This window comes from Flavobacterium akiainvivens, from assembly GCF_001278115.1.
GTDB lineage: Bacteria > Bacteroidota > Bacteroidia > Flavobacteriales > Flavobacteriaceae > Flavobacterium > Flavobacterium akiainvivens.
The window spans coordinates 2,623,802-2,637,091 of the sequence record NZ_LIYD01000005.1 but is presented as its reverse complement, the minus strand read 5'-3'; the positions used below and the strand labels follow the sequence as shown (position 1 = coordinate 2,637,091).

The 13,290-nt window shown below is 44.3% G+C and carries 14 protein-coding genes; 3 read left to right on the top strand and 11 right to left on the bottom strand.

Going from position 1 to position 13,290, the window contains the following annotated elements; all coding sequences use genetic code 11:
* Positions 1-148: 148 nt before the first annotated feature.
* Positions 149-1,156, top strand: a complete 1,008-nt coding sequence (locus tag AM279_RS11915; RefSeq protein ID WP_054408262.1) for an NAD-dependent epimerase/dehydratase family protein — start codon at positions 149-151, stop codon at positions 1,154-1,156.
* Here AM279_RS11915 and AM279_RS11910 read toward each other — a convergent pair.
* From AM279_RS11910 to AM279_RS11900, 3 genes are all read right to left on the bottom strand, one after another.
* Positions 1,095-1,625 (bottom strand): DUF4296 domain-containing protein, encoded by a 531-nt coding sequence (locus AM279_RS11910; protein WP_054408261.1) that lies wholly within the window; start codon positions 1,623-1,625, stop codon positions 1,095-1,097. The genes AM279_RS11915 and AM279_RS11910 overlap by 62 nt on opposite strands.
* 133 nt (positions 1,626-1,758) lie before the next feature.
* Entirely contained in the window at positions 1,759-3,099 is a 1,341-nt protein-coding gene (locus AM279_RS11905) for a dihydroorotase (protein ID WP_054408260.1), read from the bottom strand.
* Positions 3,100-3,106: 7 nt separating this feature from the next.
* The gene (locus AM279_RS11900) at positions 3,107-3,832 is read right to left on the bottom strand and encodes a polyprenol monophosphomannose synthase (protein WP_054408259.1); all 726 of its coding nucleotides are present in this window, start codon (positions 3,830-3,832) and stop codon (positions 3,107-3,109) included.
* A 115-nt stretch (positions 3,833-3,947) separates the two neighbouring features.
* On the opposite strand from AM279_RS11900, the gene AM279_RS11895 reads away from it, so the two are divergent.
* A complete protein-coding gene (locus tag AM279_RS11895) occupies positions 3,948-4,625 on the top strand; it encodes a DUF4271 domain-containing protein (RefSeq protein ID WP_316948692.1) in 678 nt (225 codons plus the stop codon).
* A gap of 22 nt (positions 4,626-4,647) precedes the next feature.
* Entirely contained in the window at positions 4,648-5,397 is a 750-nt protein-coding gene (locus tag AM279_RS11890) for a uroporphyrinogen-III synthase (RefSeq protein WP_054408257.1), read from the top strand.
* Positions 5,398-5,522: 125 nt separating this feature from the next.
* Here the strand turns inward: AM279_RS11890 and AM279_RS11885 are convergent, their stop codons facing one another.
* The 8 genes from AM279_RS11885 to pyrH form a co-directional block, all read right to left on the bottom strand.
* On the bottom strand, positions 5,523-5,837 hold the full coding sequence (locus AM279_RS11885) for a type II toxin-antitoxin system RelE/ParE family toxin (RefSeq protein WP_054408256.1): 315 nt from the start codon (positions 5,835-5,837) through the stop codon (positions 5,523-5,525).
* Complete coding sequence (locus AM279_RS11880) at positions 5,837-6,061, bottom strand: hypothetical protein (protein ID WP_074961662.1); 225 nt, start codon at positions 6,059-6,061, stop codon at positions 5,837-5,839. The genes AM279_RS11885 and AM279_RS11880 overlap by 1 nt, the downstream gene beginning before the upstream one ends.
* Before the next feature lie 92 nt (positions 6,062-6,153).
* Positions 6,154-7,587 carry an asparagine--tRNA ligase gene (gene asnS / locus AM279_RS11875; RefSeq protein ID WP_054408254.1) on the bottom strand — a complete coding sequence of 478 codons (1,434 nt, stop codon included), beginning with the start codon at positions 7,585-7,587 and terminating at the stop codon, positions 6,154-6,156.
* Between the two features lie 142 nt (positions 7,588-7,729).
* The gene (locus tag AM279_RS11870; protein WP_054408253.1) at positions 7,730-8,419 is read right to left on the bottom strand and encodes a hypothetical protein; all 690 of its coding nucleotides are present in this window, start codon (positions 8,417-8,419) and stop codon (positions 7,730-7,732) included.
* 11 nt (positions 8,420-8,430) lie between these two features.
* Positions 8,431-10,917, bottom strand: a complete 2,487-nt coding sequence (locus tag AM279_RS11865; protein WP_054408252.1) for a DUF5686 family protein — start codon at positions 10,915-10,917, stop codon at positions 8,431-8,433.
* Positions 10,918-11,203: 286 nt separating this feature from the next.
* Positions 11,204-11,728 (bottom strand): hypothetical protein, encoded by a 525-nt coding sequence (locus tag AM279_RS11860; RefSeq protein ID WP_143090431.1) that lies wholly within the window; start codon positions 11,726-11,728, stop codon positions 11,204-11,206.
* Positions 11,729-11,896: 168 nt separating this feature from the next.
* Positions 11,897-12,457 carry a ribosome recycling factor gene (gene frr / locus AM279_RS11855; protein WP_054408250.1) on the bottom strand — a complete coding sequence of 187 codons (561 nt, stop codon included), beginning with the start codon at positions 12,455-12,457 and terminating at the stop codon, positions 11,897-11,899.
* Between the two features lie 31 nt (positions 12,458-12,488).
* Positions 12,489-13,196, bottom strand: a complete 708-nt coding sequence (pyrH, locus tag AM279_RS11850) for a UMP kinase (protein WP_054408249.1) — start codon at positions 13,194-13,196, stop codon at positions 12,489-12,491.
* Positions 13,197-13,290 lie beyond the last annotated feature (94 nt).

The window sequence follows — 13,290 nt, the reverse complement described above, 5'->3', positions numbered from 1 at the left end:
ATTTGTAAAATAATGCATTGTTATTTCGAGAATAAAGACATCTTTCGCAAAGTTTCACAAAGGAGGATTTAAATCTTCGCGGTTCTTTGTGCCTCCTTTGCGAAACTTTGTGATACAGACAACCCGCAATCTTCTTAACTTTGTAATTATGATATTAGTTACCGGAGGCACCGGGCTTGTAGGTGCCCACCTGTTATTGAAGCTTACCGAAGGCATGCAGCCTGTGCGTGCCCTGTATCGCACACCCGGCAATATTGCCAAAACCAAAAACCTGTTTGCCCACTATGGCAAGGCAGAATTTTTTGATGCCATACAATGGGTGCAGGGCGATGTTACCGATATTCCAACCCTTGAAGATGCTTTTGCCGGTGTTACGCACGTGTACCATTGCGCGGCAAATGTATCGTTCGACCCGCGTGAGGAAGAAGAGTTACGCAAGGTAAATATAGAGGGCACGGCCAATATGGTAAACTGTGCGCTGGCTTTTGGCGTGCAGAAGTTTTGCCACGTAAGCTCTATTGCTGCCCTGGGCGACCCACTACTGCCCGGCGGTGTGATTGATGAGGAAACCGACTGGAACCCCGAAGTACGCCATAACGATTATGCCATTAGTAAGTATGGTGCTGAGATGGAAGTGTGGCGCGCCTGGCAGGAAGGGCTAAGTGTGGTGGTTGTGAATCCCGGGCTAATTTTTGGCCACGGTTTTTGGGATCAGGGTAGTGGTGCTGTACTAAAGGCTGTAAAGCGCGGGCAGTATTTTTACACCCTTGGGCGCTGCGGCATTGTGGCGGTTGAAGATGTGGTAAATAGCATGCTGCTGCTTATGGAAGGTAGTTATACCGGCGAACGCTATATTCTGGTAGCCGATAATCCTGACTTTAAAGAATTGCTTGATGCTATTGCAAGTGGTATGCATAAAAAAGGGCCTGCCATGTATGCTACAAAACTGCTTACGGGCATTGGCTGGCGTGCCGACTGGCTGCTGAGCAAACTAACGGGCAAAAAGCGTATGCTAACCCGCAGTATGGCACACTCAAGCCATGCCACAGAAACGTATGACAATAAAAAAATGGTTGCTGCTACAGGATATACGTTTACTCCTGCTTTACCTTATGTAAAGGCGCTCGCTTCAGCTTTTTCTCAGCAGCGGCCCTAACTGAATCGCGCTTGTGTTTGGCTATAGCCTTTTGTTCGGGCGTTTGTACAGGAACATTGGGTGCTGGGCTTGTTTTTTGAGGGGGCACAGCAACTTGTGCCGGAGGTGTGGTTGCAGTAGCCGGTGCTGTAGTTTTATCTTTAGGAGATGCCTTTGTTTTATCGGCCTTAAGCCTTTCAGCCACGCTTTGCTGGATTTTTTTAAACGTTTCTAAATCCTGCGCATAATACATCTGGTTTTGCGCCAGCGTAAGGCTGTCAATCTTATACTTTTTATAAATGTAGGTGTGTGCCTCAACATTATTATCGGTAAGCTTTTGCGGTGCAAAACTGCGAATGGCCTGCAATAGCGAAATATCATACGTTATATTTTCCATTTCCTGCTGGCTAAGGAGCTTTTTGGGTTTTTCAGGCCCGCCACATGCCGCAAGCAATACCGCTGATATAATGATTGATGCTGTTTTTTTCATGCTTTTGTAAAAACAAATTGAATGCCAAAGATAGAAATTATACCCGTCAGGGCATAAAAAAACAGCCTGCTTCATCAAGTTGAGCAGGCTGTTTCTATATTCTTGCTAAGCAGCTAAGTTGCTCAGAAGCTTCTTACCTGTCAAACGTAAGCCTTTCTCCGGCTTTTATGTCTTTAACTTTCCAGTTGCTGTATACCAGCTGTCCGTTTACAAAGGTGTGAGTAATCCTTGATTTGAAGTTAACGCCTTCAAACGGAGACCAGCCGCACTTGGCCAGGATGTTTTCTTTTTTAACATTCCATGGCAGGCCCGGGTTTACAATAACCAGGTCGGCAAAATAGCCTTCGCGGATAAAGCCCCTTTTGTCTATTTTAAAGAGTTTGGCCGGGTTGTGGGCCATTTTCTCTACTATTTTTTCAATAGATATTTTCTTTTGGTGGTAGGCCTCAAACATGGCTACAACCGAATGCTGTACCAGCGGGCCGCCGCTTGGCGAAGAGGTGTAAGGGTTTTTCTTTTCCTCAAGCGTGTGCGGGGCGTGGTCTGTAGCAATAACGTCTATACGGTCGTCGTTAAGGGCTTTCCATAGCGCATCGCGGTCGGCGGCAGATTTAACGGCAGGGTTCCATTTAATCAGTGCACCTTTCTTTTCATAATCGGCATCGGTAAACCACAGGTGGTGTATACACACCTCGGCGGTAATTTTTTTCTCCTCAAGCGGAATTTTATTAGTAAACAAATCCAGCTCTTTAGCCGTGCTTACGTGGAAAACGTGCAGCCTTGCGCCGGTTTTCTTGGCCAGCTCAACCGCTTTTGAAGAAGAGATATAACAGGATTCGGCACTGCGAATTTCCGGGTGGAATTTTACAGGGATATCATCGCCATACTCTTCCTTGTATTTTTCAAGGTTGTGCTTAATGGTAGCCTCATCTTCGCAGTGCACTGCAATAAGCATAGGTGTGCTGCTGAAAATCTTTTCTATGGTTTCAGGATTATCAACCAGCATATTCCCTGTAGAAGAGCCAAGGAACAGCTTAACACCCGGCACATTTTTAGGGTCGGTCTTCAGGATTTCCTCAAGGTTGTCGTTAGTGCCACCCATCATAAAGCCATAGTTAGCATAGCTAACCTCGGCAGCGCGGGCATACTTATCGGCCAGGAGTTCCTGCGTTACGGCATTAGGCACCGTGTTGGGCTGGTCTATGAAAGATGTTACACCACCGGCCACCGCAGCACGGCTTTCGGTTTCAATAGAGCCCTTGTGGGTTAGCCCCGGCTCACGAAAGTGTACCTGGTCATCAATTGCCCCGGGAATAAGGTAAGACCCCTCGGCATCAATAATTTTAACGTCGCTGTGCTTAGCGCTAATTTTTTCGGCAATTTCCTTAATGTATTTGTCTTCAATAAAAACATCGCCTTCAAAAATTGAACCTTCGTTTACAATTTTTGCATTCTTAATCAGTATCCTGTTCATTATAATCTTATAGTCGGTTCAGCATTTTTTTAATCCGCAGCGTTAATACGCCAAAAATGGCTTCTTTAAAAATGGCGCCGCTCATTTTGCTCACACCCTTGGTGCGGTCTGTAAATATTATGGGCACTTCTACAATATTAAAACCGTTTGCCCAGGTTCGGTATTTCATTTCTATCTGAAAGGCATAGCCCACAAACTTAATCCTGTCGAGGTTTATGCTTTCCAGTACTTTGCGCTTGTAGCATACAAACCCCGCTGTGGCATCGCGAATGTCTACACGGGTTATAAACCGCACGTAGACTGATGCAAAATAGCTCATAAGCACGCGGCTCAGGGGCCAGTTAACTACATTTACCCCGGTTACATAGCGCGAGCCAATGCTCATATCGGCTCCTTTAAGGCAGGCCTCATGCAGGCGCTCCAGGTCGGCTGGGTTATGCGAGAGGTCGGCATCCATCTCAAAAATGTAATCATACCTGCGCTCAATAGCCCATTTAAAGCCATGCACATAAGCCGTGCCCAGCCCGTTTTTGCCTGCGCGCACTACAAGGTGCAGCCTGCCTGCAGGATAGGTTTCCTGAAGCTGCTTTACGCGTGCGGCGGTACCATCGGGCGAGTTGTCGTCTACTATTAGTACGTCAAAAGGGGTAGATAGTGCAAACACCGCCTGCAATACAGCATCTATATTTTCAATCTCGTTGTAGGTAGGGATTATTACAATACCTGAACTCATAGTAAGGCGGTGAAATTTGATGCAAAAGTAACGTATTTTAAAAACGTGCGAAACATAATTAAAGTATAATTAAACATGCCTTGCCAAAAAAACGTATTTTTGCAGCATGGGACAAATGGAGCTACATGAACGTATAATTGGGTCAAAAGACTGGGCTACAGTGCTTTTTGTTTTGGCTTTTACCCTTGTGGCCGTTAACCGCAACGTTTTTGCCGTGCGCTTTGCCGAATTTAGCAAACTGGGCTGGTCTAATAAATATACAAAAATTTATAAAGACAGTGCCAATATGCAGAGCTGGTTTACCATTTCGCTGTTTTTGGTTCAGGTAATATCGTTTGCCTTTTTGCTGCAGTTTGTGCTCAGCAGCTTTGGCCTTGCCGGAATAGAGGGCAACCCTATATTTAAAACCGACTGGCGCACCTACATACAGCTCTTTACCCTGCTGTTTGTTTTTATACTTGCAAAATACCTTGTTGAAAAAATTATAGCCACATCTTTTGATATAGAAGAGTTCAGCGAGCTTTTTAACCTGCAAAAGGTTAACTACAGGGCATATATAGGCCTGCTGCTGTTGCCGGTAAATGTGGTGCTGTTTTATAATGATAACATTAATCCTGTTATTTTATACATCGTTTTAGTAATAATAGTTATAGCAAGCATAGCGTCTTACATCTTTTCATTAAGGAATTATCAAAATTTGATACTGGGCAAAATCTTTTATTTTATTTTATATCTTTGCGCTCTTGAAATAGCACCCTATTATTTCATGTATTATTGGTTTACAAAAGCTTAGGATTAAGTAGCATCACATTACTATGAAAGTGAAAACTATACTCGTTTCGCAACCCGAACCTAAGGTAGAAAATTCTCCTTATTATGAAATTCAGCACAAGCTGAAGGTAAAGGTAGACTTCAGGCCTTTTATTCATGTTGAGGGTGTATCTGCCAAAGACGTGAGGGCCCAGAAAATTGACCTTAATAATTACACCGCAATTATTCTTACCAGCAAGAACTCTATAGACCACTTTTTTCGCGTAGCCGAAGAAATGCGTTTTAAAGTGCCGGAAACCATGAAGTATTTTTGCCAGAGCGAAGCTATTGCCTTTTACCTGCAAAAGTATGTAGTGTACCGCAAGCGTAAGATATATGTGGGCCAGAAGGATTTTGCCGACCTGGCGCCGCTTATCAAGAAGTATAAAGATGAGAAGTTTTTGCTTCCGGCATCTGAACAGCTTAATGATGATATGCCACAGGTACTTAACAGCCTTAAGGTAGACTGGACTCCGGGTACGTTTTACCGCACCATGATGAGCGACCTAAGCGACCTTAAAGATGTGTACTATGATGTGCTGGCATTTTTTAGCCCAACAGGTATTAAATCGCTGTTTAAAAATTTCCCTGATTTTCAGCAAAACAATACGCGTATAGCTGTTTTTGGCAGCACAACGCAAAAAGAAGCGCTTGAGCACGGCCTGCGTGTAGATATTATGGCTCCGGCACCAGGCACGCCAAGTATGACCATGGCGCTTGAAAAATACATACAGGAAGCTAATAAAGCAAAGTAATTTGCTTTTAACATGATATAAACCGCCTTGAGATAGGCGGTTTTTTTGTGTTGTGGAGAGATAAAAAAGTCCTGCACTAAGGCGGGACTCCATATTAAAACGCTGCGCTTTTGCAGGTATAGTTTTTACAGCTTTCTATTGTCGTCGTTCATTTTTGACGGATGTTGCCTTGTGTCAAAAACATCGGTTATTACAACTTCTTCGTTAATAATCCTGTAGATTACTTTATAATGCCCTTTGATTATGTAACGGTGTTCCTGACGAAGAGATAACAGCGATTCCTGAATTTGCCCTGATAGTGGCTGTTTGCTGATTTTTTTGCTTTCGGCAACAATACCATTTCTGATTTTTGAGGCTACTGCCGGGCCTGCGATTTCTAAAAAATAGATATAAATGTTTTTAAGGTTTTCTACTGCAAATCGCGTCCAAACTGTCTTCATTACCAATTTTTCATTTCTTCTTCAAGCTCCTCTGTTGTCAGGTATCTGCCTGCGTTATAATCTTCTTCGGCCTTTAGGGCACGGGCAATCATTTCCTCCTGTGTAAAGGGGTCTTCAGCTGTATAGTCAGATTTGATTAAGGCTTCTATTTTGTCAAATACTTTTTCATCAGTTATATGAAGTAAATATTCAATAAGGCCCAATTTTCGCGTTTTTAAATCCATTGCATCAATCATTTATATCAAAAGTACAAAACTTTACTGCACTTTATGCTTCGGTAGAAATAAAAAAGTCCCGCGAAAAGCGGGACTCTATATTAAAACTCTGCATTCTGTGGTGTCCTTGGGAAAGGAATCACATCGCGGATGTTAGTCATACCGGTTACAAACAGTACAAGGCGCTCAAAGCCCAGGCCAAAACCTGCGTGGGTAGCGGTGCCAAAGCGGCGGGTATCAAGATACCACCACAGCTCTTTTTCGTCTATGCCCAGTTCGGCAATTTTTTCCTGAAGCACGTCAAGGCGTTCTTCCCTTTCTGAGCCACCCACAATCTCGCCAATGCCCGGGAACAATATGTCCATAGCGCGCACGGTTTTCTTGTCATCATTAAGCCTCATATAGAAAGCTTTGATTTTGGCTGGGTAATCAAATAGTATTACCGGGCACTTAAAGTGCTTTTCTACCAGATAGCGTTCGTGCTCACTTTGCAGGTCAGCACCCCATTCGTCTATTATGTAGCTGAATTTCTTGTTCTTGTTCGGCTTGCTGTTTTTAAGGATGTCGATAGCCTCGGTATAGCTTACGCGCTTAAAGTTGTTCTCTAAAACAAAGTTCAGCTTCTCAAGAAGGCCAAGCTCGCTGCGTTCTGCCTGTGGTTTTGATTTCTCTTCGTCAAAAAGACGCTGATCCAGGAATTTAAGGTCATCAGCACAACGCTCTACCGCATATTTTATAACGTACTGAATAAAGTCTTCAGCAAGGTCCATATTGGCATCAAGGTCGTTAAATGCAACCTCGGGCTCTACCATCCAGAACTCGGCAAGGTGGCGGCTGGTGTTAGAGTTTTCTGCACGGAAGGTAGGTCCAAACGTGTAAATTTGCCCAAGCGCCATGGCAAAGGTTTCGCCCTCAAGCTGGCCCGATACGGTAAGGTTGGTTTCCTTACCAAAGAAATCCTGCTTGTAGTCTACCTTTCCATCTTCGGTAAGCGGTGGGTTTTGTGCCGGAAGCGCCGTTACACGGAACATCTCGCCTGCACCCTCGGCATCGCTGCCGGTAATAATAGGCGTGTTTACATACACAAAGCCCCTTTCCTGAAAGTACTGGTGTATGGCGAACGACAGCACGCTGCGCACACGCATAACCGCGCCAAACACGTTGGTGCGCACCCTAAGGTGGGCATTTTCGCGTAAAAATTCCAGGGAGTGCTTTTTAGGCTGCATAGGGAATTTCTCAGCATCGCTGTCGCCCAGTATTTGCAGTTCGGTTACCTTAACCTCATACTTTTGACCCGCACCCTGGCTTTCTGCAAGGTTGCCTTTTACAGCAACGGCAGCACCGGTGGTAATGCGCTTAAGGGTTTCGGCAGGCGTGTTTTCAAAATCTACCACGCACTGTATATTGTGTAGTATTGACCCGTCATTAAGCGCTATAAACTGATTATTTCTAAAGGTGCGTACCCATCCTTTTACAATTACATCATCAATAGGCTTAGTGCTGTTAAGCAGGTCTTTTACTTTGTAGGTTTTCATTTTCTAAAAAAGTTAATCTTTTTATTTTTTTATGCTGCTGCCAAAAGGCAAATGCCTGCAAATGTAGTAAAAAGCAGGATTTTTTAGTATTACTATATTGCAAAAGTGATTGAAATCTGTATCAAATACAGTAAAGAGGTGGCTACATTTCTATTTGGCGCCCTCCAATCTTAAGGTCATCCGTAAAATTGTCAAATTCATCACCTTTGATAATTGTAAAGCCTAAAGCGTTTAGCCTGCTTTCTGTTAGCTGTTCTTTATTAAATTCAGTCAGGTGCAGGTTTCCATACTTACACAAAAATAATTCAACCTGTTCCTTTTCGTCAAACAGAAAAATATACTCGGCAACGCCGGGGTCGCATCTTATAATCCAGAATAAAACAGCTATAAAATCAGGCAGGCTTTCTTTGTCAACTTCAAAAGCTTCATTGTAGGTATTGTTTCCCACTATTTCTTCAAGCCGGGCATAAGCATCAACCAAAGGTTTAAAATTGTTGTCCCTGTTTCCAAAAAAGTCTACTTTAAGATGGGAAATTACAATAAGTTTTTCAGATTCAATTGCCCGGAGTAACCCTAAAACCTTTTCAGACAATGTGTTAGTAAATGTTTCAATATCACGATGGTTGAGGCTAAGGATTTTGTTAAACGTTTCAGGAGCTGAGGACTCACTGTTCAGGTGGTCAAATTTTTCCCAATACAGGTGTTCTTCGTTATCATTTTTGTAGAGCTGTAAAGCATCTTCATCATAAAATGCCTGTTGTATTTTGGCCAGTTCAGAGCCTATAACTTTCTTTGAAACTGTAATGTCTTTTCGTGGTATAAGCTTTATCATAGCAAACGGAATCAAAACAAATTAAGTACAAACGATATTTTAAGCGCTATGTTTCGGTCAAACTGCGGCAGGCTGTAGGGGCCATAGCGGTAAAACGCCACAAAGCCCAGGCCTTTAAAAATTTCGTTAAACTCTACGCCGCTTTCATAATAGCCGTTTTCGAGGGTGTTGTAGGGCAGGCCGAGGTGGCGGTTGGTATCGTCAAGATTGCCCCACACGGCACGCGTTACCAGCATAGGGCTCAGTTTTAAAGCGCCCAGTACCGTGAATTTGGTTAACCCGTGCTTTACCTGTGCCATAATGTACCTGCTGGAGAAAAACTCATTAAAGTACATGGTTTCAAAGCTGTTTTTGCCGGCAAAGGTTACGCGCTGTATCACACTATTTTTATCGAGGTTGTTAGGCGATGTGCTGTATAAATGCGTTAGCGGAACATCGCCCAGGGCAAGGCCGGTTTGCACCAGTGCGGTGGTTTTTTGCCCGTTAAGGTATTTTTGCTCAAACTCGCCTCGCAGGTCGAGCTTGCCAAAATTGAAGTCGCCGCCGGCAACATCCCTTATTGCCTGTGTGTACTGAAACGCAAATTTAGGGTAGCGCTTTTCTACTTCTACGCGGCCATTAGGGGTTTGCATATAGTAACTAAACGGGTTCCATTGTAGGGATACCGATGCCGTAACCAGGTTAAAATCAGTGTATTCTTTTCCGTTTGCACGGAAGAGGTAGCTAAACTTAGGGTCTATACTGCTGCGGGTTAGCTGCCACATACTCTCAGTACGCGGAATAATGCGGGTTTCTACATAGCCCTGCCAGCTGTGGTAGCCATAAAAGGTAGACACGTTTATGGGGCGGGGGTCGTATATTTTAAACATGCGCTTATCTGTAGCAAAGCTGGTAAGGCCAATTTCTTTTACATCATCAGTATATGAGCCGCCTATCCAGGTGTTGCTAAAACGGCCCAGCCGTATGCCTGCACCCACGCTGTATTTAAAATGCCCATCTTTTGTGCCATAAGCGCCATAGGTATTAATGCGGAAAATTTGCGAAACCTTATCGTTAGTTATAAACCCAACGCCCAGGCGGAAACCTTCGTAGTTGTTGTATTTTGCAATCTGGCGCAGGTCAAGGTCTACCGGGCCAAGCGGAATATAACCGTTTATAATACGCCGCCCAAGTATAATGCGCTGCTCCCAGTTGTCTTTTGCTACAATACTGTCGAGGTCCATATAGGTGCTAAAGCTGCGCGTATCGAGCGAATCCGGCCTGTAGGTGTTCCAGTACTCCTCCGGGCGGTTAACGGCTTCGTCTTTAATTTCTACATCTACGGCAGTGCGGCGAATGGTAACCGGCACGTTAAACTGCTTTTCAAAGTTGGCCGACTCGCTGTATACATATATAAAATCGCTGGGGTCTTTTTCGCGGGTGCCGGGTTCGGCATCTACAGCATCAAATTTTATGGTTTCGCCCATTATTTTTACGTCTTCCTTGTTGTTGCCTTTAACCACTTTAAGCGTCTTTCGGTCTGGGAACCAAAGTTTCAGGCTGTCTTCATAACTAAAATAGTGGGTAGAAGTAACATCGGCAATATTGCGCACACGGAAAACGGCCTTTGCCACGCCATAGTTTTCGGTATCTATGTATAAAATGCCGTTAAGCTTTTTCTTGTGGCGGTATTTTGGCTTAAAATAAATCATGTAAGCCGGGCGGCCTTCAATTTTTACCGTATCCAGAATTTTATAACTGTAGTCGGCAAGGGCAGTGGCGCCCATAGGCCCGGCATACTTGGTTTCGAGCAGTATAACCTTGTCGCTGTATACCGAGTAGCTTTGCAAACGCAGCCCTACCAGTTCATACAGCGGCTGCTTAAAGCCTGCCATGCGGCTGCCCAGTACGTTTTCCTTAAGGCCCTGTTCTTTGTTGAATTTAAATTCCGATACTTTCTCTGTCTGGTAAATGTGGCGGCGGCTAACGAGTTTTTTAAAGTTATACTCAGTACTGTCAACCTTTTTAAAGATGCGAGCGGCGTTTTCATACTCAAAAATAGAGTCGAGCTGCCCGCTTATAGAATCAGGGTTGGCCGTAACCACCAGTTTTTCGTAAGTATTATACCTAAAGCTTTGCAGCTTGCGTTCCGGGTCGTTTATGGGCCTGCGCCGAATGGCCCTGCCCATAATTTCTACCGCAGGGCTGTTGCCGTTAATCAGTACTTCCTGTAACACTTCGGGAGCGGGCTGTAGTTTTATAGTGTAGTATTTTTGGCTGGCAGTAATAGTAATATTTCCTGATGCATAACCAGTATAAGATGCGGTTATAGTGCCAACGGGTATTTCGGCGGCTACCTTGCCGTCTACATCAGTTACAAAAGTGTGATTTTGCGCTGTTATGGTGGCAAATGGCAGCGCACTGCCGGTTTGCGCATCTTTAACCGTTATGGTAACGGTGCCTTGCGCAAGGGCGGTAAAGGTGGTAAATAGTAAGAGTAAAAAGGTGTAAGGTTTCATTAGGTGTAAAAACGGCCCAGGGAAACAATTGTTGTTATGATGGCTGTTTTTCATTCCTGCTTTCAAACTCTCCTCTTATTTGCACAAGTTTTCGATATGTCTCGCTGTTAGCATCTAAAGTCATTACCCACTTTAGTAATTCTAATCTTTCTTCTGCGGTAATTGGCATGTCAGTCTATTTATACTGTAAAGATAACGAGAATTATCTAACTTTATGATACAATGAAAGGGCTGTCTACAATACTATGTAGCAGCCCTTTGCCTTGGGGGTGTATAAGATTATGTTTTAATTAGGGCCTATGCTTGTGCTGAAAGCGCCGTTTGTTAAGGTTACGGTGCCCAGTGTGGTTTCGCCTTCAACCGATGCCAGTACGCCCGAGAATGTGCCCTCTGCATTAGTGTTGCTAATCTGGTTTATTTGCAGGGCAAAGGCATCTTCAGGGGCCAGTGTGCCGCGGGTTGCAGCATAGTTTTGGCTTGCGCCCGAACCCGCCGTGTATAATGCCAGTATGGTAAAAGCCGAACCATCGTCAAGTGTATAATTACCGGCCGGCACGCGGGTTGTTTCGCTCATTACGGTAAAGCTTACCCACTCGATGCCATCGTTAGTAGCATTGATTTCAAGAAAGTTGCCGCCGTCTACCCAGCGCCCCTGTACATTGCTAAAGCTTTTTTCTACGCCGTCTACAGTTACCGTAAGGAAAGTTGTGGGTACCGGGCCGCCTGCGTTGCCGTTGTCGTCATCATCGCTGCATGAGGTAAATACTAAGGTTAAAATACAGGCAGTAAGAAACATAAAGTGTCTTTTCATAAAAATTAAATTAAAGTTATTAATTGGTTATGATATAGACAGGTGATGGTGCAATATACCGGTTTACCAAGGCTTGTTTTGTGAAAAACACGTTAAAACCGGCATTACACCTGTTAAAAAACAAAAAGGGCTGCCACTGGCAGCCCTTAAATTGTACTGTTGCAGTACTTATACTTTCATGATTTCAGCTTCCTTAAGCACCAAAAGCTCGTCAACTTTTTTAATAAAGCTGTCGGTTAGCTTTTGTACATCATCTTCTGCGCTTTTGCAGGCATCTTCGCTTACGCCGTCTTTTTCAAGTTTCTTGATGTCGTTATTGGCATCTTTACGGGCGTTACGCACGCCAATTTTAGCGTCTTCGGCCTCACTTTTAGCCTGCTTAACCAGGTCGCGCCTGCGCTCTTCGGTAAGGGCAGGAACGCTTATTATTATGTTTTCGCCGTTGTTCATAGGGTTAAAACCTATGTTGGCAATCATAATAGCCTTTTCTATAGTGCCCAGCATGTTTTTTTCCCACGGGGTAACTGTAAGGGTGCGGGCATCGGGCGTGTTAATGTTAGCCACCTGGCTCAGCGGTGTGCTGGCGCCATAATAGTCTACCCTTACGCCGCCCAGCATGGCAGGGCTTGCCTTACCGGCGCGTATGTTTAAGAACTCTTTTTCAAGGTGCGCAAGGCTGCCTTCCATTTGTTCTTTGGTACTGTCTAAAATAAATTCAATTTCTTCCATAGCTTTTACCGCTTTATTTGAGTTGTAAAAATTATACGTTAACTGTGGTGCCCACCAGCTCGCCTTCGCACACTTTAACCAGGTTGCCCGGTTTATTCATGTCAAAAACAATAATAGGCAGCTCATTTTCCTGGCTTAGTGTAAAGGCTGTAGTATCCATTACATTAAGGCCTTTGGCAAGCACATCGGCAAAGGTAAGCGTGTCATACTTAACCGCCGCAGGGTCTTTCTCCGGGTCGGCAGTATAAATACCGTCTACACGTGTGCCTTTCAGTATTACATCGGCGTGCACCTCTACACCACGAAGCACGGCAGCAGTATCGGTAGTAAAATAAGGGTTACCGGTACCGGCACCAAAAATTACAATACGGCCTTTTTCAAGGTGGCGCACAGCGCGGCGTTTAATATACGGCTCTGCAATAGCCTTAATTTCAAGAGCTGTTTGCAGGCGTGTTTGCATACCGGCATCTTCAAGGGCGCCCTGTAGTGCCATGCCGTTTATAACGGTGGCAAGCATGCCCATATAATCTCCCTGAACCCTGTCCATACCATTGCTGGCCCCGGCCAAACCCCTAAAGATGTTGCCTCCGCCTATAACAATGGCTATCTGGATGCCTTTGTCGTGAATTTGCTTTATTTCGCGGGCATATTCGGCAAGCCTTGCAGGGTCTATGCCATACTGCCTTTCGCCCATAAGGGCTTCGCCGCTAAGTTTTAACAGGATACGGTTATATTTCATGGTGGTGTTTTTTTGCTGGTGCAAATATAGCAATAAAAGTTTTCGTGAGTAAAGAGATAATTACAAACACAAAACAAGTTTTTTTGTATGTCAA